The 20,081-nt window shown below is 68.5% G+C and carries 25 protein-coding genes; 13 read left to right on the top strand and 12 right to left on the bottom strand.

The genetic code is table 11. The features are described from left to right. Window positions 1-42: 42 nt before the first annotated feature. From AC1RR5_RS04825 to AC1RR5_RS04810, 4 genes are all read right to left on the bottom strand, one after another. Window positions 43-603 carry an HNH endonuclease gene (locus AC1RR5_RS04825; RefSeq protein ID WP_492919968.1) on the bottom strand — a complete coding sequence of 187 codons (561 nt, stop codon included), beginning with the start codon at window positions 601-603 and terminating at the stop codon, window positions 43-45. Window positions 604-780: 177 nt separating this feature from the next. Beyond that, the gene (locus AC1RR5_RS04820) at window positions 781-1,422 is read right to left on the bottom strand and encodes a DNA-3-methyladenine glycosylase family protein (RefSeq protein WP_492919967.1); all 642 of its coding nucleotides are present in this window, start codon (window positions 1,420-1,422) and stop codon (window positions 781-783) included. Window positions 1,423-1,473: 51 nt separating this feature from the next. Next, complete coding sequence (greA, locus tag AC1RR5_RS04815; protein WP_492919966.1) at window positions 1,474-1,956, bottom strand: transcription elongation factor GreA; 483 nt, start codon at window positions 1,954-1,956, stop codon at window positions 1,474-1,476. A gap of 174 nt (window positions 1,957-2,130) precedes the next feature. Continuing rightward, window positions 2,131-2,241, bottom strand: a complete 111-nt coding sequence (locus AC1RR5_RS04810; RefSeq protein ID WP_492919965.1) for a hypothetical protein — start codon at window positions 2,239-2,241, stop codon at window positions 2,131-2,133. A 153-nt stretch (window positions 2,242-2,394) separates the two neighbouring features. Here AC1RR5_RS04810 and AC1RR5_RS04805 point away from each other — a divergent pair, with 153 nt between their 5' ends. Next, window positions 2,395-3,018 carry a TetR/AcrR family transcriptional regulator gene (locus AC1RR5_RS04805; protein ID WP_492919964.1) on the top strand — a complete coding sequence of 208 codons (624 nt, stop codon included), beginning with the start codon at window positions 2,395-2,397 and terminating at the stop codon, window positions 3,016-3,018. Window positions 3,019-3,026: 8 nt separating this feature from the next. Continuing rightward, complete coding sequence (gene gluQRS, locus AC1RR5_RS04800; RefSeq protein ID WP_492919963.1) at window positions 3,027-3,866, top strand: tRNA glutamyl-Q(34) synthetase GluQRS; 840 nt, start codon at window positions 3,027-3,029, stop codon at window positions 3,864-3,866. On the opposite strand, the gene AC1RR5_RS04795 is transcribed toward gluQRS, so the two are convergent. From AC1RR5_RS04795 to AC1RR5_RS04775, 5 genes are all read right to left on the bottom strand, one after another. Next, window positions 3,863-4,177 carry a winged helix-turn-helix domain-containing protein gene (locus AC1RR5_RS04795; protein WP_492919962.1) on the bottom strand — a complete coding sequence of 105 codons (315 nt, stop codon included), beginning with the start codon at window positions 4,175-4,177 and terminating at the stop codon, window positions 3,863-3,865. The two genes, gluQRS and AC1RR5_RS04795, sit on opposite strands and share 4 nt — an antisense overlap. Window positions 4,178-4,184: 7 nt before the next feature. Further along, the gene (locus AC1RR5_RS04790) at window positions 4,185-4,817 is read right to left on the bottom strand and encodes a hypothetical protein (RefSeq protein WP_492919961.1); all 633 of its coding nucleotides are present in this window, start codon (window positions 4,815-4,817) and stop codon (window positions 4,185-4,187) included. Between the two features lie 35 nt (window positions 4,818-4,852). Further along, window positions 4,853-6,070 carry an acyltransferase family protein gene (locus AC1RR5_RS04785; RefSeq protein WP_492919960.1) on the bottom strand — a complete coding sequence of 406 codons (1,218 nt, stop codon included), beginning with the start codon at window positions 6,068-6,070 and terminating at the stop codon, window positions 4,853-4,855. A 279-nt stretch (window positions 6,071-6,349) separates the two neighbouring features. Next, the gene (locus AC1RR5_RS04780; RefSeq protein ID WP_492919959.1) at window positions 6,350-7,078 is read right to left on the bottom strand and encodes a GNAT family N-acetyltransferase; all 729 of its coding nucleotides are present in this window, start codon (window positions 7,076-7,078) and stop codon (window positions 6,350-6,352) included. Then, entirely contained in the window at window positions 7,075-7,698 is a 624-nt protein-coding gene (locus AC1RR5_RS04775) for a TlpA family protein disulfide reductase (RefSeq protein ID WP_492919958.1), read from the bottom strand. Before AC1RR5_RS04775 ends, AC1RR5_RS04780 begins: the two co-directional genes overlap by 4 nt. On the opposite strand from AC1RR5_RS04775, the gene argH reads away from it, so the two are divergent. From argH to lysA, 3 genes are read left to right on the top strand one after another with little or no spacing between them, the layout of a single operon-like run. After that, window positions 7,699-9,117, top strand: a complete 1,419-nt coding sequence (argH, locus tag AC1RR5_RS04770) for an argininosuccinate lyase (RefSeq protein ID WP_492919957.1) — start codon at window positions 7,699-7,701, stop codon at window positions 9,115-9,117. Then, window positions 9,114-9,413: a hypothetical protein gene (locus tag AC1RR5_RS04765; RefSeq protein ID WP_492919956.1), complete on the top strand. Its 300-nt coding sequence runs from the start codon at window positions 9,114-9,116 to the stop codon at window positions 9,411-9,413. Before argH ends, AC1RR5_RS04765 begins: the two co-directional genes overlap by 4 nt. Window positions 9,414-9,422: 9 nt before the next feature. Continuing rightward, window positions 9,423-10,688 (top strand): diaminopimelate decarboxylase, encoded by a 1,266-nt coding sequence (gene lysA / locus AC1RR5_RS04760; RefSeq protein WP_492919955.1) that lies wholly within the window; start codon window positions 9,423-9,425, stop codon window positions 10,686-10,688. Between the two features lie 46 nt (window positions 10,689-10,734). Here lysA and AC1RR5_RS04755 read toward each other — a convergent pair whose 3' ends face one another. Beyond that, window positions 10,735-11,319, bottom strand: a complete 585-nt coding sequence (locus AC1RR5_RS04755; protein ID WP_492919954.1) for a phosphoribosyltransferase — start codon at window positions 11,317-11,319, stop codon at window positions 10,735-10,737. Then, complete coding sequence (locus AC1RR5_RS04750) at window positions 11,258-12,190, bottom strand: MJ0042-type zinc finger domain-containing protein (protein WP_492919953.1); 933 nt, start codon at window positions 12,188-12,190, stop codon at window positions 11,258-11,260. Before AC1RR5_RS04750 ends, AC1RR5_RS04755 begins: the two co-directional genes overlap by 62 nt. 82 nt (window positions 12,191-12,272) lie before the next feature. Between AC1RR5_RS04750 and ftsE the strand changes: the two genes are divergently transcribed. Genes ftsE through AC1RR5_RS04730 form a run of 4 tightly spaced genes read left to right on the top strand, consistent with a single transcriptional unit; the run spans window position 12,273 to window position 15,202 of the window. Further along, entirely contained in the window at window positions 12,273-12,980 is a 708-nt protein-coding gene (ftsE, locus tag AC1RR5_RS04745) for a cell division ATP-binding protein FtsE (RefSeq protein ID WP_492919952.1), read from the top strand. Continuing rightward, window positions 12,977-13,870 carry a cell division protein FtsX gene (locus tag AC1RR5_RS04740; RefSeq protein ID WP_492919951.1) on the top strand — a complete coding sequence of 298 codons (894 nt, stop codon included), beginning with the start codon at window positions 12,977-12,979 and terminating at the stop codon, window positions 13,868-13,870. Before ftsE ends, AC1RR5_RS04740 begins: the two co-directional genes overlap by 4 nt. Window positions 13,871-13,883: 13 nt before the next feature. Next, the gene (locus tag AC1RR5_RS04735; protein ID WP_492919950.1) at window positions 13,884-14,501 is read left to right on the top strand and encodes a YdcF family protein; all 618 of its coding nucleotides are present in this window, start codon (window positions 13,884-13,886) and stop codon (window positions 14,499-14,501) included. Continuing rightward, entirely contained in the window at window positions 14,498-15,202 is a 705-nt protein-coding gene (locus tag AC1RR5_RS04730; protein WP_492919949.1) for a lysophospholipid acyltransferase family protein, read from the top strand. Before AC1RR5_RS04735 ends, AC1RR5_RS04730 begins: the two co-directional genes overlap by 4 nt. Here AC1RR5_RS04730 and AC1RR5_RS04725 read toward each other — a convergent pair. Next, on the bottom strand, window positions 15,199-15,747 hold the full coding sequence (locus tag AC1RR5_RS04725; protein WP_492919948.1) for a gamma-glutamylcyclotransferase: 549 nt from the start codon (window positions 15,745-15,747) through the stop codon (window positions 15,199-15,201). The genes AC1RR5_RS04730 and AC1RR5_RS04725 overlap by 4 nt on opposite strands. A gap of 29 nt (window positions 15,748-15,776) precedes the next feature. Between AC1RR5_RS04725 and AC1RR5_RS04720 the strand changes: the two genes are divergently transcribed. The 4 genes from AC1RR5_RS04720 to AC1RR5_RS04705 all read left to right on the top strand — a co-directional run bounded on the left by AC1RR5_RS04720 (window position 15,777) and on the right by AC1RR5_RS04705 (window position 19,773). Further along, the gene (locus AC1RR5_RS04720; RefSeq protein ID WP_492919947.1) at window positions 15,777-16,787 is read left to right on the top strand and encodes a DUF2125 domain-containing protein; all 1,011 of its coding nucleotides are present in this window, start codon (window positions 15,777-15,779) and stop codon (window positions 16,785-16,787) included. Window positions 16,788-16,890: 103 nt separating this feature from the next. Next, complete coding sequence (locus AC1RR5_RS04715) at window positions 16,891-17,691, top strand: chorismate mutase (protein ID WP_492919946.1); 801 nt, start codon at window positions 16,891-16,893, stop codon at window positions 17,689-17,691. Window positions 17,692-17,721: 30 nt separating this feature from the next. Beyond that, the gene (hisC, locus tag AC1RR5_RS04710; protein WP_492919945.1) at window positions 17,722-18,834 is read left to right on the top strand and encodes a histidinol-phosphate transaminase; all 1,113 of its coding nucleotides are present in this window, start codon (window positions 17,722-17,724) and stop codon (window positions 18,832-18,834) included. Continuing rightward, window positions 18,835-19,773, top strand: a complete 939-nt coding sequence (locus tag AC1RR5_RS04705; RefSeq protein WP_492919944.1) for a prephenate/arogenate dehydrogenase family protein — start codon at window positions 18,835-18,837, stop codon at window positions 19,771-19,773. Window positions 19,774-20,081: the final 308 nt, after the last annotated feature.

Raw genomic sequence — 20,081 nt, 5'->3', positions numbered from 1 at the left:
TCTCCTCAAAAGATAGCCCGGGCCGTTTTGCTGTCTGGGGCCTTAGGCTTCCAGCTCGATGTCCCAATACAGATAGTCCAGCCAGCTGACGTGCAGTCGGCCCGGCGGGAAACGCCGTCCGCGCTCCTGCAGCTCGTGCATCGACGGGCGGCGGGCGTGGTGGAAGGGCTGCATGCCGGCTTCGCGCGGCGTGCGGCCGCCCTTGGCCAGGTTGCAGGGCGCGCAGGCCGTGATGATGTTCTCCCAGGTGGTCCGCCCGCCGCGAGAGCGCGGGATCACGTGGTCGAAGGTCAGGTCCTCGGGCGAGCCGCAGTACTGGCAGCTGAAGCCGTCGCGCAGGAACAGGTTGAAGCGGGTGAAGGCCGGCGGACGCTCTTGCGGGACGTACTGCTTCAGCGCCACGACGCTGGGCAGCCGCATCTCGAACGACGGCGAATGAACCACCTGGTCGTAGCTGGCCACGACGTCGACCCGATCCAGGAACACCGCCTTGATCACCTCCTGCCAGGGCCAGAGGGACAGCGGATAATAGCTCAGAGGCCGGAAGTCAGCGTTGAGCACCAGGGCCGGCATGCCCGAGGGTGGACGCGTGAGGACCTGCATTAGAGCCCCCCTTCAAGGCGAACGTCGAAACGTTCAGCGCCTCGGCTGATGTGGTACGCGACAGGACTGAAGACGGGCCTCCTTCCTACGCTATTCAGGGAATCGCCATTCATTCCCGAACGCATGGAAAGGATGGGCCATGTCAGCGACAGAACCAAGACATCCTGACGATCGCTCTTAGAAAGGCGCGATCTCGCGGCGTTTGACGGCGCCGTAGCAGGCCCACAGCAGATGGGCGGCCACGCCGCGATAGGGCCGCCAGAGTTCGGCCCGCTTGTAGGCCTGTTTCTCGTTCGGACGGACCTCGGCCTTATCGGCCCAGCGCATGGCTTCCTGCAGGGCGATGTCGCCGCCAGGGAACATGTCGAGCCGCCCTTGGGTGAACATCAGATAGACCTCGGCGGTCCAGCGGCCGATGCCGGTGATGGCGGTGAGGGCGGCGATGGCCTCCTCGTCGGGCAAGCCCGGCAAGGCGTCGAAGTCGCAGGCGCCGGTGACGTGAGCTTCGGCCAGCGCGCGGGCGTAGCGGGCTTTGGGGCGCGACAGGCCCAGGGTCAGCAGATAGGCGTCCTCGTGACCGATCACCGCCTCGGGCGTCATCTCCGGCAGCCCTGCCTCGACCCGCGCCCAGATGGCGGCGGCCGAGGCCAGGCTGACCTGCTGCTGCACGACCATCTTCAAGAGGCCCGGAAAGCCGCCCAGACTGACGCGCCATTCGAACGCGGGGGTGACGGCCTCCATCGCGGCCAGGGCCGGATCGACGGCAGCCAGGTGCTTGCGGGCGTCGAGGAGGGCTTGGGCGGTCGGCGGGACGAACATCCCTCGCAGGTGGCGCGTCGCTCGCCGAATGACAATCCGGTTCTTGCTGAACTATTCGATCTGCGTGATCTCGATCTCGCCGCCCGGCGCGGGCGAGCTGTCGCCGACGGCCTTGCCAAGCAAGGCTCTGGCGATCGGCGCGACATAGGACACCGAGCCCTGGGCGGGATCGGCCTCGTCCTCGCCGACGATGCGGAAGGTCTGCACGCGGCCGTCCTCGCGCTCGAAGGTCACGCGGTCGCCGAACTGCACGACGGTCTTGGCCGGATCGCGCTCCAACAGCTGGGCGGTGGCGCGGCGCGCCGACCAGTAGCGCAGGTCGCGGGTGGCGCGGGCCATGGCCGTGCGGTCGCCGTCGGCCGCGCCGCCGGCGCTCTGGGCCGTCGAATAGGCCGCGCGCGCCGAGGCCAGCTCGGCCTCGATCTGGGCCAGGCCTTGAGGCGTCACCAGGTTGGGCTGTGTGGAGATGGGGCGATCGGGCAGGTCCGCCGCGAAAGCTTCGCTGTCGCCCTCTTTGGTGAAGGCGACGCTCATCGGAAGAAGTCTTGGATCATGGAAATGCCTGCGACGCGTACGGAAGATCCGGCGTCGGAGGCCTAACGCGTCCTGGCTTGGTTAGCTCCCTCTCGCGGAGGGTTCAAGCCGAACACGGCGGCGGGCGGTTCTGGGGGATCAGAACGCGCGCCCGCCGTTCGCGAGCAATCGAACTTAGATGGCCACGCCGACCAGAGCGACGGCGACGCCCAGGGCGATCACGAGGAAATAGCCACCGGCCAGACGGTCGAAGGTGGTTTCAAAGGCGTTGAGCGTGCGTTGCATGACGATAGTCCCTCTCTTTGTGTCCTAGCCCCCAGCGGGCCATTGGCTGAACCAATCTGAACGATGCTTAAATAGCACCGATCTAAACGCCGTCAAGATGATCTTTACAGCGTTTGGATGAAATTTTAGAAAGGTGGGGTTAGAGTGAGGCCGATGAGCACCGCGACCGCCGAATCCCGCCCGTACCACCACGGTGACCTGAGCCGCGCTCTGGTCGACGCCGCGCGCAAGATCCTCGAGACGGATGGCCCCGCCGCCCTCTCGCTGCGGGCCGTGGCGCGCGAGGCCGGGGTCAGCCCCGCCGCGCCCTATCACCACTTCAAGGACAAGGCTGAGCTCCTGGAAGCCGTGGCCCACGAGGGCTGGCACGAGCTGGACGTGGCCTTGTCGACGGCCCGCGCCTCGACCCACGACCCTCGCGCGCGAATGACCAATCTGGGCGTGGCCTATGTCTGCTTCGCCCGCGACAACCCGGCCCTGTACCGCGTGATGTACGACCGCTCGCGCGACAAGGACGCCCTGCCCGACCAGCTGAAGGACGACGGCGCCTATTGCCAGGTGCGCAACACCATCGACGAGAACGCCGGCGGCGGCGTCAGCGAGATCGACCTGGAGCTGGCGACCATCGCCGCCTGGTGCGCCGGCCACGGCCTGGCCGAGATGATCGGCTTCAAGCAGTTCGCCCCGCTGAAGGAACTGCTGGGCGGCGAGGAAGCCTTCCTGCGCGCCGTGTTCGAGCACCTGGGCATGTTCGCGAAGTTCACCGATCCGGCCTGAGGCCCCGCGTGAGCTTCGTCACCCGGTTCGCGCCCTCGCCGACGGGCTACCTGCATCGTGGCCACGGCTTCTCCGCATTGACGGCCTTTCAGGCTGCGCGCGAAGCCGGCGGTCGTTTCCTGCTGCGCATCGAGGATATCGACGCCACCCGCTGCCGGCCGGAGTACGACGCGGCGATCTTCGAGGACCTGGCCTGGCTGGGTCTTGAGTGGGAGACGCCGATCCGCCGGCAATCCGAGCACCTGGCCGACTACCACGCCGCCATCGAGACCCTGCGCCAGCGCGGCCTGGTCTATCGCTGCTTCAAGACCCGCAAGGAAATCGACATCGGCCGCGCCCCACACGAGCCGGCGGTTCCGTATATCGGCGCGCCCCTGCCCGCCGACGAGGAGGCCGAACGCCTAGCGCGCGGCGAGGCCTTCGCCTGGCGGCTGTCACTGGCAGCGGCGCGCGAGGCGCTGGGCGGGTTCGAAACCCTGACCTTCGTCGAGCAAGGCGTGGGCCCCGACGGCGAGACCGGCGTCATCCAGGCGCGCCCCGAGACCGCCGGCGACATCGTCCTGGCCCGCAAGGACGTCGGCGTCGCCTACCACCTGGCCGTGGTCCACGACGACGCGCTGCAAGGCGTCACTCAGGTCATCCGCGGCCTCGATTTGTTCGAGGCCGCCCACATTCAGCGCCTGCTGCAGGCCCTGCTGGACCTGCCGACGCCGACCTACCATCACCACGGGCTGCTGATGGGTCCGGACGGCAAGCGCTACGCCAAGCGGGACAAGGCCGAGACTTTGCGGGAGCTGCGGGCAGCGGGCATGTCGCCCGAGGTCCTGCGCGCGGAGCTGGGCTTCTAGCTCCCGCCGCCCGCCTGTTCGACCAGCTGGCTCATAGCCTTCAGATAGCTGGCGAAGGCCGCTCTGCCCGGCTCGGTCAGGCGCACGCGGGTCAGGGGCTTGCGGCCGACAAAGCTCTTCTCGATGAGCACGTAGCCGGCCTCCTCCAGCTTGCGCAGGTGGACCGACAGGTTGCCTTGCGTGACCTCCAGCAGGTCCTTCAGCTCGGTGAAGTCGGCCACCTCGGCGCTGGCCAGATAGGCGACGATCCCTAGCCGCACCCGGCCATGGATGACGTCGTCCAGCCCGCTGATGTCGAACCTGTCGGCCACGATCGTCTCAGGCGGCCGGCCGCAGGGCCTGGCGCATCATGAAGAAGCCGGGAGCTCCCATCAGCGCGAACAAGCCGAAGGTCGCGATCGCCAGATAGAGGTCCGCGCGATGGATCAACATCCCCATGGCCACGCCCGACACCAGCCAGCCGATCGCCACCAACGCCATCCAGGCCCGTTTGCGCAGCACGAAGATCACGTACCAGACCGCGCCCTGGAGGATGAACACCACCGCCGGGTGGAACAGCCAGTAGCGGAAGTCGTGGTTGCGCGTGGCGGCCGAGGCGAAGACCAGCACCAGCGCCAGATTGGCGATGCCCGTCCCCGAAAAGGCCGCATTGACGGCGCGGTTGGTGACGCCGCGCTGAGGGTTCTTGCGATCGATGATGATGACGATAGTCATCAGGATCAGGAAGATCGCCGTCGGCGCCCAGGCCATGACGATGTTCCCGGTCGTCCCCAGGCTGATCAGGCCCTTCTCCTGGACGAAATAGCTCAGGGTCTGGACGCCGTAGAGCACGCCGGCCGAGCCGTAGAGCGCGCCGCCGGCCACGCCCAGCCCGCCCCGCTCGTTGCTGCCCTCGGCCAGGCCGCGCAGGAAGGCCAGGTCGTCCTGGGCGGTCTTCAGCTTGTCGTTCATGGGCCCGGCCCCCTTCAGCGCTGCATCATGGACGGTCACAGGATTCGACCCAACAGCGGCATGCGGCGCAGGACCATGGTCGTCAGCCAGCTCAGCGCCACCGCGCCGGCGAACACCGCACAGCCCTTGGCCAGGCCGCCCCAGCTCTGCGGCAGCAGCATCCAGGCCAGCCACGAGGTGAAGACGTAGTGGACCAGGTACATGCCGTAGGCGTTGGCCTGCAGGCTGGCGCCCACCGGACCGGTCTTGCGGACGAAGCGCAGGAAGGACGCCAGGGCCGCGAAGGACAGCGTCGCGCAGGCCAGGGCGAAGCTTGTTCCACCGACCACGTCCAGAAGGGCCCGAGGCGGCGGGTTGGGCGAGAAGGCCACAACCATGGTCGCCACACCGCCGATGACAGGCAGGATCGGCGCGGCCAGCCACAGCCACCAGCGCTTGGCCAGCTTGCCGTCCGGATCGGTCAGGCCGTAGCCGACGCCGGCCGCGCCGACGGCGATCCCGGCCAGGAAATAGACGAAGTAGTGGCCGATGCGGGCGGTCTGGACCAGGAACGGCCCGACCATGGTCCAGTGGCCGAACGGCGTGGTCATGGCCAGCGGCAGGTAGAACAGCAGGCTGACGGCGACGAGGCCCCAGAAGAACCGGGCCGGCTTGCGCTCCGCCCCCTTGGCCAAGCCGCCCAGGGCGTCGATCACGCCGGGCGCGACCAGGTGCAGGGCGGTGACGATCGCGCCGAACGCCAGCAGCACCCACAGGAACCAGGCTGGGCCGCTGGGCCAGAACGGCAGGTGGATCCAGGCGTCCGCGAAGGCCGGGAGCGAACTGGCCCCGCCCGCCTGCAGCCATGCCGGAAAATAGCCCAGCGGCGCCAGCAGCCCCGCGCCCAGCACGAACGGGATGCCCAGGCGAAGAGCTCTCCCTCTCAGGAATCCGCCGTCACCCTTGGCCCGCAGGCCATCGGCGACGAACAGGCCGGAGATGAAGAACATCAGCGACATGAAGAACATGTCGTTGACCAAGGTGAGGATGCCAAAGCCCCCGAACTTCTGCGGGTCGACCACCGGGAACGCCGTCCACAGGATCGGCTGGGCGTCGAACGCCTTCGGCGGCGGCGCGTACGGGTGATAGGCCAGCGCCGTATGGTGGGCGATCACCAGCAGGGTGACGAAGGCGCGCAAGGCGCCGATCGGGGCGTTGCGACCGCCGAGCTGGGCGACAGTCGATCGGTCGGTGGCGCTGAGTGGCGCGTGCATGGCTTGGCTCCCCTCTCAAGGTCGGCCACACCATGGATCAACAAGTTTGCTTTGTAAACTGGTCTATCGAACGACGATCTTTCGTGCCCCTTCTTCACGGCCTCCCTAGGCCTTGTGCCTAGGGCCCATGGTTCAGCTGGCGGGGATTTGCAGGGAGTGCGCCCACGCTGGCGGCGCTCGCTAACCAAGGCCCCAAGCCAAGCGGCGCGATGGGTCTTGGGCACAAGGCCCAGGAAGGCGGCGGTGAGGTTGGGATGGTTGGTAGGTTTTGAGGCCCGCTCAGCGCGTCCAGTATCGATACCGATAAGCCGGCTCGAACCCCTCGTCGGCATAGAGCCCGATCGCCGGCGCGTTGTCCGCCTCGACCTGCAACCACGCCCGCTCGGCGCCTTGCTCCCTGGCCTCGGCCAGCAAACCACGCAGCACCCGGCGCGCCAGACCCTTGCGGCGATGATCCGGCGCGGTCCGCATGCCGAAGATCCCGGCGAAGCCGCTGCCGATCGCCGTAGCCCCGATCGCCGCCGGGGCGCCGTCGATGTCCAACCGGACGAACCGCGCCGGCGCGGGGATGCGGCCAAGGGCCTCCAGCCGCTCACGGCCGTCCTCGGGATCGCCAGCCGTGGCCGTGAACACGGCCTCGAAGGTCGCATCTGGCGCGGACGAGATGCGGAGATCGCGATCGCCCTCCCCGCCCGTCGGGCCCAGCATGACTACAGTCTCCTTGCAGGCGCCATAGCCGCGCGCGGCCAGCCGTTCAGCCAGGTCGGCCGGCGCGACGACCCCGTCGGTCAGCTTGAAGCGCGGCGGCAGGCCGCGCGCTGTGAACCAGGCCTCGGCAGCGTCCAGCGCGTCTTCCGGATCGCGGTCCGGCTCACCCAAGGGCCAGCAAGCGTTGATCCGCATCGAGTGACCCGACGAGGCGTTCAGCCGCCAGCCGCCCAGCCGCTCACGCTCGCGCGCCGGCCAGGCGTCGTCGGCCAGCGGTTCCAGGATGGCGGGATCGATCATTTCTCGGCGAGCAGCTTCTCGACGATGCCGCGCGCCTCCGGACCCGACCAGTCGGCGGGCCCCGCCATGCGGGCGCGCTCGCGGCCCTGGCGGTCATAGATCACCGTGGTCGGATAGCCGGCCGCGCGCGGGTCCATGGCGAACGACAGCTTGTAGCCCGGATCGCGATAGGTCTTCAGCGGCGGGTTGGCGGCCATCTCTTCGTTGATCAGGTTCAGGTCGCTGTCGCGGTCGACGCTGATCGGCAGCACGGTGACCGGCTGAGTCGCATAGACGGCCTGCAGCTTGGCCAGGGTCGGCATCTCGGCCTTGCACGGCGCGCACCAGGTGGCCCACAGGTTCATGACCACCACGCGGCCCTTAAAGTCGGCCAAGGTCGCCGGCTTGCCGTCCAGGCTGGTAAAGACAGTGGTCGGCGCGGCGCGCGGCGTGGCGGGCACCTCCAGCTTTACCAGCGTCCCTTTCTTGAATTCTGTGAGGTCGGCGGGACCAGAGGGTTTGAACGAAGCGGTGGCGATGACGTATAGAACCGCCGCCACGCCGACGAGGATGACGCCACCCAGCGCCAACCTCACAGGGTTGCGCTTCTTGGCCGCCGCCTCCGATTGGACTTCGCTCATATGACCGACAACGCCTCCGATACGCCCAAGGCCAACAGCCAGGGCCAAGCCATGTGGGGCGGTCGGTTCACGGCCAAGCCGGCGGAACTGATGCAGGCGATCAACGTCAGCATCGGCTTCGACAAGCGCCTTTGGGCGCAAGACCTGGCGGGTTCCCGCGCCCACGCGCGGATGTTGATGAACCAGGGCGTGATTTCAAGCAGCGATGGCGAGGAAATCCTCGGCGGCCTGGCAAAGATCCAGGACGAGATCGCCACCGGGACCTTCCCGTTCCGTGACGAGTACGAAGACATCCACATGAACATCGAGGCGCGGCTGCGCGAGTTGATCGGCGCGACCGCCGGCCGGCTGCACACCGCCCGCTCGCGCAACGACCAGGTGGCCGTCGACTTCCGCCTGTGGGTGCGCGACGCCGCTGACCGCTCGGCCGCCCAGCTGGAAGCGCTCCAGAAGGCCCTGCTGGCTCAAGCGGAAGTCTATGCCGACGCCCTGATGCCGGGCTTCACCCACCTGCAGCCGGCCCAGCCGGTGACCTTCGGCCACCACCTGATGGCCTATGTCGAGATGTTCGGCCGCGACGCTTCGCGCTTCCGCGACGCCCGCGCCCGTATGAACGAGTGCCCGCTGGGCGCTGCGGCCCTGGCTGGCTCGCCCTTCCCGATCGACCGTCAGCAGACGGCCACGGCCCTGGGCTTCGATCGCCCGACCGCCAACTCGCTGGACAGCGTCTCGGCCCGCGATTTCGCCCTGGAAGCCCTGTCTGCCGCCTCGATCACCGCCACGCACCTGTCGCGCCTGGCGGAAGAGATCGTGCTGTGGACGACGCCGATGTTCGGCTTCATCAAGCTGACCGACGCCTTCACGACCGGCAGCTCGATCATGCCGCAGAAGAAGAACCCCGACGCCGCCGAGCTGATCCGCGCCAAGGTCGGCCGCATCCTGGGCTCGCTGACCACCCTGACCGTGGTCATGAAGGGCCTGCCGCTGGCCTATTCCAAGGACATGCAGGAAGACAAGGTCCCGACCTTCGAGGCCTTCGACGCCCTGGAACTGAGCCTGCTGGCCATGGCCGGCATGGTCGCCGACCTGACCCCGAACACCGAAAACATGGCCAAGGCGGCCGGCGCGGGCTTCTCGACCGCCACCGACCTGGCCGACTGGCTGGTGCGGACGCTGAACATGCCTTTCCGCGACGCGCACCACGTGACAGGCTCGGCCGTGAAGGCGGCCGAAGGTCTTGGCGTCGATCTGGCCGATCTTACCTTGGAACAGTTCCAGGCGATCGAGGCCCGGATCACCCAGGACGTCTATGCCGTTCTGACTCCGGCTGCTTCGGCGGCCAGCCGCATGAGCTACGGTGGGACCGCCCCCGCCCAGGTCCGCGCCCAGATCGCGCGTTGGAAGGAAGTCCTCGCATGAAACTGCGCACCATTCTCGCGCTGACCGCCCTGGCCGTCACGGCCGCCGCCTGCGGCAAGCAAGGCGGCCTGGACCGTCCGGCCCCGATGTGGGACCCGGCCAAGAAGGCCGCCTGGGAAGCCGAGCGCCGCGCGGCCTCTGCCCAGGCCAACCAGCCTGCCCGCGCCGGCGGCGCCCAGGAGGTCCGTGACCCGGCCTCCAGCAACCGCACCATCCGCGCCGCCCCGCTGCCGGGCACCAAGGACCCGTTCGGCGGCCCGTCCGCCGCTGGCTTCCCTGGCGCCACGCCTAACTAAGAGACTGAGTTGAACCACTTCGAGTACGGCCCTGAGGGCCTGGCCTGCGAGGGCGTGCCCCTGGCCAAGATCGCGGCAGACGTCGGCACGCCCGTCTACGTCTACAGCCGCGCCACGCTGGAGCGGCACTTCACCGTGTTCCGCGACGCCCTGGTGGCGGCCGGCGTGGTCGACCCGCTGGTTGCCTACGCCGTGAAGGCCAATTCCAACGTCGCGGTGCTGAAGGTGCTGGGCGACCTGGGCGCCGGGGCCGACACGGTCTCGGAGGGCGAGGTTCGCCGCGCCCTCGCCGCCGGCATCCCGCCCGAGCGCATCGTCTTCTCGGGCGTCGGCAAGGCCCGCCGCGAGATCGAATTCGCCCTGAAGACCGGCGTCGCCGAGATCAATGTCGAGTCCGAGCCGGAGATGAACCTGATCGCTCAGGTCGCCGCCGAGCTGGGCGTCCGCGCCAAGATCGCCTTCCGGGTCAATCCGGACGTCGCGGCCGGCGGTCACGCCAAGATCGCCACCGGCAAGTCCGAGAACAAGTTCGGCGTCTCGTTCGCCGAGGCCGCGCGCCTGTACGCCAACGCCAGCAACAACGCCGCGCTCGAGCCCATCGGCGTGGCCTGCCACATCGGCAGCCAGATCACCGATCTGTCGCCCATGCGCGAGGCCTTCAGCAAGATGCGGGGCCTGGTCGAGCAACTGCTGGGCGAAGGCCTGTCGGTCGAGCGCCTGGACCTGGGCGGCGGCCTGGGCGTGCCCTATTTCAACAACCCCGAACCGCCCTCGCCCGCCGACTTCGCCGCCATGGTCGGGGAGGTCACGCGAGGTTTGCCCGTCAAGCTGGCCTTCGAGCCGGGTCGGGTGATCGCCGCCAACGCCGGCGTCATGGTGTCTGAAGTGATCCACGTCCACGAGCGTCCGGAAGGCCGCAAGTTCCTGGTTATCGACGCGGCCATGAACGACCTGGTCCGCCCGGCAATGTATGACGCCTTCCACGACATCCGCCCGGTGATGCAGCGGGCGGGCGAGACGGTCTATGACGTGGTCGGTCCGGTCTGCGAGACCGGCGACACCTTCACCCGCGATCGCGCTTTGCCGCCGCTGGCGGCAGGCGATCTGGTCGCCTTCATGTCGGCCGGCGCCTACGGCTCGGCCATGGCCAGCGAGTACAACACTCGGCCGTTGGTGCCCGAGGTGCTGGTCGACGGCGACCGCTACGCGGTGATCCGCAAGCGGCCTACGTACGAAGAGATGCTGGCGCGGGACCTGGTCCCGGACTGGGTCTAGGCTCAAAGAGAAAAGGCCCTCTCCATCGGAGAGGGCCTTTTGCTTATCAGTCCAGAGCGCCAATGTAGGGGAGCCCTCGGCTCTTGCCCTCGTCGTCCAGGCCGTAGCCGACCAGGTAGCGCGCGGGCGCTTCCCAGGCGACGAAGTCGGGCTCCATGCCGCGATCCTTGGGCCAGGGCTTGCGGGCGAAGACGGCGGTCAGCACTTCGCTGGCGCCGGCGTCCTTGACCAGGCGGGCGGCTTCCGACAGCGACAGGCCGGTGTCGAAGACATCGTCGACGACCAGGGCGCGGCGGCCGATCAACGGGCGCTGCAGGTCGGCGCGCACTTCGCAGCGGCCCGTGCTCTTGCGCTCGTCGTGATAGGAGGCCAACCACAGGGCGTCGAACCGCACGTCGCGGCCGGCCTTGTAGAGGGCGCGGGTCAGGTCGGCGGCGAACCACAGGCCGCCCGTCAGCAGGCAGACCACGACGGTGTCGTTGTCGATGCGCGGCGCGATGGCTTCGGCCAGCTTCTGGACCCGCTCGGCGATCTCGGCTTCCGAGATCAGGACTTCGGGTTTCTTGGTGTCATTCATGATGTGCGGGTTCGTGAGAGTCTGCGGGGGGAGGAGCTTCCTCCCCGCTCTCATGTCCCGAGGGTTCCTGTCCAGCCGCTTCGTGCTCGGCGGGGGCTTCTTGTGCGCCACGCAGCGACAATTCGGGCTCGGCGCCGTGCGCATCAGGCTTCTTCAGGGCGGTTTTAACCGCCTTGGCGGCGCCCGGTTCGGTGGCGAAGCCGATCTGCAGGTCCTTGGCCGAACGCGGCGGGTCCAGGAAGGTGATCGAGAAGTGGCGAACCTCGCCCGGCGGGATCTTGGCGTCGGCCGCGGCGGCCAGCTGGCCGGCGACGCGCTTGTCGTCCTTGCTGAGCAGCTCGACGCGCAGCGGCGGCGACAGGACCGCGTGTTCGGTGATGTTGCGGATCGAGCCGGTGACGATCACGACCGCATGGCCATCCTGCATCGAGGGCTGGGCCTTGATGCTGGCGCGGTCGATGACCAGGCCGACGGTATTCACGGGCAGACCGACCGCGGCATAGGCGCCCGCCGAGCCCGGCAGGATCTTGACCACGTCGATGCGGAAGATCAGCGCGGCGACCACGACCACCGCCATGGCGGCGGCCATGCCGGCCCAGATGACGCCCGTGGCGGTGGCTTCGCGCAGGCGACGCTCGGCGTCGGCGCGGGCCCGGAAGACCTTGGGCAGTTCCTCGCCCGGCAGGGCGCTGACCGGCGGTTCCTCGCCCTCGGTGGCGACGGGCTCGGGAAGCTGCTCCTGATCTTGGACCTGGCTGGCGAGGGTCGGGGCCTCAGGCGCGTCGAAGAGATCGTCGTCGGCAGCCTCGTTACGCGCGTTCCAGCGGTGACCGCACGAGGCGCAGCGCACGACGCGACCCGTCGCGCCGACCTTGGAGTCGTCGACGAAATAGCGGCTGGCGCACTCCGGACAGGTCAGTATCATGGCCGCGAATCGAACGCTCCCCGCACACCTAAAGGGGGTCGCTGATTTTAACCCTGATGTCCAGAAACCCAAGTGACGCGCCTTGCGGATCGACACAGAACAGGGCGATGACGCCCTTCCGGTGGTCCGCTTCGAAGGCGTGTCGATGCGGTACGGGCGAGCGCCCGAAACCCTAAGGGACATAAGCTTTTCCCTGGACCAGGGCTCGTTCCATTTCCTGACCGGCGCCTCGGGCGCGGGCAAGAGTTCGCTGCTCAAGCTGATCTATCTGGCCCACCGTGCGTCACGGGGTCGCGTCGAGCTTTTCGGGCGTGATGTCAGCCTGACCCACACCTCGGACCTGCCGTTCCTGCGTCGCCGGATCGGGGTGGTGTTCCAGGAATTCCGGCTGCTGGAGCACCTGTCGGTGTTCGACAACGCCGCCCTGCCGCTGCGCATCCTCAAGCGCAAGCCCGCCACCTATCGCGAGGACGTCGCCGAGCTCTTGAGCTGGGTTGGCCTGGGCGACCGCATGCACGCCCTGCCCGCCACACTGTCGGGCGGTGAGAAGCAGCGCCTGGCCATCGCGCGCGCCGTGGTCGACCGTCCCGATGTGCTGCTGGCCGACGAGCCGACGGGCAATGTCGATCCGGCCATGTCGCTGCGCCTGCTGCGCCTGTTCGTCGAGCTGAACCGCCTGGGCACCACCGTCCTGATCGCCACCCACGACGAGGACCTGGTGGCGCGCGCCGCCCGTCCGACCCTGCACCTGGACCAAGGCCGGCTGGTCGATGTGGGAGGCCGCCCATGAGCGAGTTCTTCCAGGTCGCCCGCTGGAAGCCCGGTCCGCTGCTGCCGCCGCGCGACAGCCGCGACGGGGCGCTGGTGTTCGTGGTCGCCGTGCTGTGCTTCCTGGCCTGCCTGACCGGGTTCGCCGCCCTGGCCGCCAACCGCGCCGCCCACGGCTGGACCAGCCAGCTGACCGGCTCGGCCACTGTGGTGGTCCGCGCCCGCGCCAACGAGACGCCCGACAGCGCCGCCGCCCGCGCCGCCGAGACCCTGGCCGGCATCAAGGGCGTGGTCGAGGCCCAGGCCCTGACCCGCGAGAAGGCCGAGGCCCTGCTGGAGCCCTGGATCGGCAAGGAGGCCCTGGTCGACGACCTGCCCACGCCGCGCCTGGTCACCCTGAACCTGGATCCCAAGGCCCCGCCGACCGCCGACACCCTGGACCGCGCCCTGAAGATCGCCGGGGTCGACGCCACGGTCGACGACCACAGCCGCTGGATCGCCGACATCGAGCGCGCCGCCAACCTGGCGCGGCTGGCGGCCCTGGGCGTCTTCGCCCTGATCGCCGCGGCGACGGCGGCCGTCATCGCCTTCGCCACCCGGGCAGGCCTGGCCGCCCGCCGTGACGTTATCGAGGTGCTGCACTTCTCCGGGGCCGAGCAGGGCTTCATCACGGGCCTGTTCCAGAACCGCTTCGCGACCATGGGCGCGCTGGCGGGCTTGCTGGGGGGCGCGAGCGCGGCCATCATCGGCGCCGTTGCACGCTATTTCGGCGGCGGCGCGGGGGTTGCGCCGGTTCTGCCCTTGGCCTGGATCGATCTGTTGGCCGCCCTGCCCGCGCCGGTGGTGGCGGCCCTGATCGCCGGCCTCTCGGCCCGTCTGGCGGCGTCGCGCATCGTGGGGGAGATGCCGTGAAGACTCGAACGCTATGAAAACGCTGGCCGCGCTGTTTATCGCGCTGATGATCTGGGGCCTTGGGCTCCTGGCCTTCACCGGCCGCGTGGACCAGTCGACTCCAGCGCCCGAGCCGCCCACCGCCGACGGCGTCGTCGTGCTGACCGGCGCCTCGAACGTGCGCCTGGAAGCCGCCACCCGCCTCCTGGAAGAGGGCAAGGGCAAGCGTCTGCTGATCTCCGGCGTCAATCGCGAGGCTACCCGCGCCGACGTCCAGACGGTGACCAAGGCCGTCAAGCCGATCTACGACTGCTGCGTGGACCTAGGCTTCACCGCCGCCAACACCGTGGGCAACGCGCTGGAGACCGCCGAATGGGCCAAGTCCAAGGGCTATAAGAGCCTGATCGTGGTGACGGCCGACTACCACATGCCGCGCTCGATGCTGGAGCTCAGCGCCGCCATGCCGGGCGTCAAACTCTCGCCCTACCCGGTCAAGACCGACCTGAACGCCCATCGCTGGTGGAAGACCAGCATCAGCGCCCGGCGGATGATCGTGGAATACTGCAAGTACCTGGCGATCCTGGGCCGTGAGGCGTTTCTAGGACTCGGCCCGAAGGAGAAGGCCGCCCCGGCGGCGAAGGAAGCGTCTTGATCTATCTGCGTTCGTTCCTGTTCCAGCTGTTCTTCTGGCTGTGGTCCATCGGGACGGCGATCCTGATGATCGCCACCTATCCCCTGCCGCGACGCGTCAATACCTGGTCGCTGACCACCTGGGCCAAGGGCCTGATCTGGGGCCTGCGCTGGCTGGCCGACGTCAAGGTCGAGGTGCGCGGCGTCCGACCGACCGGAAACGCCCTGGTCGCGCCCAAGCACCAGTCGATGTTCGACGTCTTCAGCCAGTTCGCCCTGCTGCCCGACGCCTGCTTCGTGATGAAGAAGGAGCTGCTGATGGTGCCGCTGTTCGGCTGGCATGGTCTGAAGGCCGGCATGCTGGTCGTCGATCGCGGCGGCCACTCGACCGCGCTGAAGAAGCTGGTCCGCGACGCCGTCGAACGCATGAAGGAGACGCGCCAGATCGTGATCTTCCCGGAAGGCACCCGCGGCGCCGTCGGCCAGCCCGGCGAGTACAAGCCGGGCATCGCCGCGCTTTACCGCGAGCTGAACATGCCCGTCACGCCGCTGGCGCTGAACTGCGGCAGCCACTGGAACAAGGGCTTCGTCGTCAAGCCGGGCACGATCGTCTTCGACTATCTCGAGCCCATCCCCGCCGGCCTGAAGCGCGGCGAGTTCATGCGCGAGCTGCAGACCCGGATCGACACGGCCACCAAGGCGCTGGAAGACTCCGGCGTCTAGGTCGGCTCGATCGCCTCGACCATCTTGAGCAGCTTCTCCATCGCGTGATCACGCACGCCGTCCTCGCGCAGGTGCAGGACGAGGTCGGTGAGGTACTCGATGTTGCGGCCCGATAGGCCTTTGGCGCCGGCGATCAGCTGCGCCTGCTGCTCCAGGGTTAGCGCCCCGGCCCACTGGCTGTGTTTCATGTCGGATAGGAAGACCAGCGCCGGGACCTTGCCGTTCCCGTCGATCTTCACGTCGCGCCAGGTCTCGAAATAGGTCTCGGTCGGCTGTTCGCGTTCACGCAAGTAAGCGTAGACCTCTTCCCACTCGGCCGCCGCCACGCGGTAGGCCATGCCACGCACCGCGCCGCCGGGGGCCAGACCCAGCACCAGGCCAGGGCGCTCGTAGGTGCCCCGGTGATGCACCGAATAGATGCAGAAGGCGCGCCGCCGGCCGTGGAGCACGGCCGTTCTTCGGTCTATGAACGGGAACCCGGGCCGCCACATGAGCGATCCGTATCCGAACACCCAGCGATCTTCGCTGTCGCCTGCCAAACCCATTCTCGATCCCGACTGGACGCGCCCTATACATGACCCATAACGACGCCCGCCCGTCCCGCAAAGCCCGCCGCAGCCGCCTCTTCACACCTTTCATCCTCGCTGCCCTCGTGGCGGGCGGCTGGAGCTATGGCTGGTTCTGGCTGCGCGGCCAGGCCGAGCAGCGGATGGACGCCCAGGCGGCCGACCTGAAGTCGCGCGGCTATGACCTGTCGTGGAGCGCCCGCACCTTCCACGGCTTCCCGTTCCGCATGAATGTCGACCTGGCCAACGCCCGCGTCGCCGAGCCCACCGGCTGGGCTGTCCGCGCCCCGGTGCTGAAGGGCGAAGCCGAGATCTTCGACCTGACCCACTGGGTGCTGGTCGCGCCGCAGGGTGTGGTCATGACCCGGCCCGAGGCGGGCGACGTCACCATCACCGGCGACGCCCTGCGGGCCAGCATCTCGCACGTCACCGAATATCCGCCCCGCGTCTCGGTCGAGGGCGCCAAGCTGATCTTCGCCCCCGCACCGGGCGCCAAGCCGTTCCAGCTGATCTCGGCCGACAAGATGCAGCTGCACCTGCGCGGCGGCCCCGAGGACCAGGGCGCGATCTTCTTCAAGGCCGACGGCGCCAAGACCGCGTTCACCGGCCTGCTGGGCCGCCTGGCCCAGGACAAGACCGCCTCGCTGCTGCTGGAGACCCGCCTGTCGCACGTCTCGTATCTGCGCGGCCGCAACTGGGAAGCCGCCGTCAAGCGCTGGAGCGAGGCCGGCGGCCAGATCAGCGTGCAGCAGAGCCAGCTGCTGGCCGGCGACGCCGAGGGCAAGGCCAAGTCGGGCGTGCTGTCGGTCGACGACAAGGGCCGCGTGACCGGCTCGCTGAACGTGGCGCTCAAGGAACGCGCCGATCTTTCGCAGCCGATCCGGACGCCCGAACAGGCCCTGGCGGCCGCCGCCCAGGCCGTCGGCCAGGAGCCGGTGATCGAGGCCGACCTCAAGTTCGAGAACGGCCGGACCTATCTGGGCGTCATCGATACGGGGCCGGCGCCGACCGTTTATTGATCGAGCAATGATCGCCAGGCACGCAATTTTCTTCCCGTGAAGGCTGGCTATTGCGTGTTTGGCGGCAAAGACTATGGTCCCGCCTCCAATTTCGGGGAAGAACATGGGCAGCGACGCGACGGTGGCCACGCCGTCTCTCGAAGAGGTTCGATGGCGGCTCGACGCCATCGACACTGAACTCCTGAAGCTGCTGGACGAGCGCGCCGGCCTGGCCAGCGCCGTCGCGGCCGCCAAGCGCGCTTCCGGCGACACCGGCTTTGGCCTGCGCCCCGGCCGCGAGGCCCAGATCATTCGCAAGATGCTGGCCGCGCCGCGCACGGGCGCCGGCGACGCCCTGGTTATCCGCATCTGGCGCGAGATCATGGCAGACAACCTGGCGCGCCAGGGTCCCTATCAACTGGGCGTCTTCGGTGGCCGCGAGGCCGCTCGCACCGTCGAGCTGACCCGCCTGCGCTTCGGCACGGCGCCACGCCTGTCGATCGTGCCCACCGCCCAGGACGCCCTGGCCATCGCCCGCGCGCCCTGGGGCGTCGCCGTCCTGCCGCTGGCCGCCGACACGCCGTGGTGGGGCCGCCTGCTGGCCGAGCCCAAGCTGAAGGTGTTCGCCGCCCTGCCGTGCCTGGCCACCTGGGGTCCGCAAGCCGCCCTGGCCGTGGCGGAGGTCGAGGTCGAGCCCACCGGCGGCGACCAGACCTTCTGGGTCACCGACTCGGCCAAGAGCGCCGAGGCCATCGTCGAGGCCCTGAGCCAGACCGACGTCGCCGCCGAACTGATCGCCGACGCCGGCGGCCTGAAGCTGTTCTCGCTGTCGGGCTTCTTCCAGCCCCAGGACGAACGCCTGGCCCGCGCCCCCGGCGACCTTACGGGCGTCATCGGGGCTGCGCCCGAACAGTTCGACGTGTAAGAGACGCCTTCCGTAAGACCGAGTAGTTCGATGACCACCGATCGCTTCGCCGCGCCCCGTCCTGTCCCGAAACCCGGCATCATGGACATCCATGCCTATGTCGGCGGCAAGTCGAAGGTCGAAGGCATCGCCCATCCGGTGAAGCTGTCGAGCAACGAGAACATCCTGGGCAGCAGCGACAAGGCCAAGGACGCCTATCGCAACGCCGTCGACCGGATGCACATCTATCCGGACGGCAAGGCCGGCATCCTGCGCGCCGCCGTGGCTGAACGCTTCAAGCTGGAGCCCGAGCGCCTGACCTTCGGCGACGGCAGCGACGAGATATTCGCCCTGCTTTGCCAGGTGTATCTGGAGCCCGGCGACAACATCGTCCAGGGCGAGCACGGCTTCGCCGCGTACGCCATCGGGGCCCGCGCCTGCCAGGCCGAGGTGCGGATGGCCAAGGAGATCAACCACCGCATCGACATCGAAGAGACGGTCAAGTGCGTCGACGAGCGCACGCGTCTGGTGTTCATCGCCAACCCCGCCAACCCGACCGGCACCTGGCTGACGGGTGAGGAGATCCGCGCCCTGCACGCGGCGCTGCCGCCATCGGTGATCCTGGTGCTGGACGGCGCCTATTCGGAATTCTGCAGCGATCCGCGCTTCGAGGACGGCCTGGACCTGGCCCGCACCGCCGAGAACGTGATCGTCACCCGCACCTTCTCGAAGCTGCACGGCCTGGCCGCGCTTCGGGTGGGCTGGGGTTATGCCCCGACGCACATCATCGAGCCGATCGAGCGCATCCGTCCGCCGTTCAACACCTCGATCCCCGGCCAGGAAGCCGCCGTCGCGGCCCTGTTCGACGACGAGTTCCAGGCCCGCTCGCTGGCGCTGGTCGAGCAGTGGCGGCCGTGGCTGGCCCAGCAGTTGGGCGGCCTGGGCCTTGAGGTGACGCCGTCGGCGGCCAATTTCGTGCTGGCCACCTTCCCGACCACGCCCGGCAAGACCGCCCGCGAGGCCGAGGCCTTCCTGGCGTCGAAGGGCTACCTGGTCCGCGCCGTCGGCAACTACAATCTGCCCGACGCGATCCGGATCACCATCGGCCTGGAAGAGCAGAACCGCGCCGTCGTGGATCTGCTCGCCGAGTTCATGGGGCGCTAGATGTCGGTCCCGGGCATCCTCTACCCCAAGCTCACCGTCATCGGCTGCGGCCTGATCGGCGGGTCGGTGATCCGCGCGGCGCGTGAGCATGGCGTCGTCGGCGAGGTCACCGTGGCCGACGCCAGCGAGGCCAATCGCGCCCGCGTCGTCGAACTGGGCATCGCCGAGCACGTCACCGGCGATATCGCACAAGCGGTGAAGGACGCCGACCTGGTGGTCATCGCCACGCCGGTGCTGTCGATCCCTGAGCTGGCCGCCGTGGTGATCCCGGCCATGAAGGCCGGCGCCACCCTGACCGACGTCGGCTCGACCAAGGCCAATGTCGCGGAAGCCTTCCGCGCCCAGGACCTGTCGAAGATCTACGCCATCCCCGGCCACCCGATCGCCGGCACCGAGCAGTCGGGTCCGGACTCCGGTTTCGCCGAGCTGTTCGAGAACCGCTGGACGATCCTGACGCCCTTCGAGAGCGACGACGAGCACTATGCCGCCGCCGTCGCCCAGCTGTCGGCCTTCTGGCGCGCCTTCGGGGCCCAGGTCGAGCTGATGGAGGAAAAGCATCACGACCTGGTGCTGGCCGTCGTCAGCCACCTGCCCCACCTGATCGCCTACACGATCGTCGGCAGCGCGGCCGACCTTGAGAACGTCACCGAGAACGAGGTCATCAAGTACTCGGCCTCGGGCTTCCGCGACTTCACCCGCATCGCCGCCAGCGACCCGACCATGTGGCGCGACATCTTCGTGGCCAACAAGGACGCGGTGCTGGAGATGCTGGGCCGCTTCACCGAAGACCTGCAGGCCATGAGCCGCGCGATCCGCTGGGGCGACGCCGACACCCTGCACGCCCACTTCACGAGAACCCGCGCTATCCGCCGGGGCATCGTCGCGGCGGGCCAGGAAAGCGCCCTGCCGAACTTCGGGCGCGATCGCGGCAAGAGCTGACAGGCCGTGCGCCCTGTGCCCTCCTAGCCACACCAGCTCAACTTCCGCGTCATCCCCACTAGCTCTCATCCGGAGAACGCTGTAATCGCCCGCCTCCCGAAGGATGAGGACCATGGCGCACAAAGCCCCAGTCAATTCGCAACTGTTCATCATGCTCGACCGCCAGGTCGAGTACGCGAACACGTGCGCGTTGGAGGGGATCACGGTCTAGGGTTCGACTGAACTCGGGAAGTCCGAAAAAGCCCCTCCTGGCCGTGAGCCGGAGGGGTTTTTCGTTTGTGCGGAAACACTTGCCGGCCCTGACGCCA

It is taken from the genome of Caulobacter sp. GW821-FHT11E11 (assembly GCF_058808315.1).
This window is presented reverse-complemented; position numbering and strand designations above follow the sequence as displayed.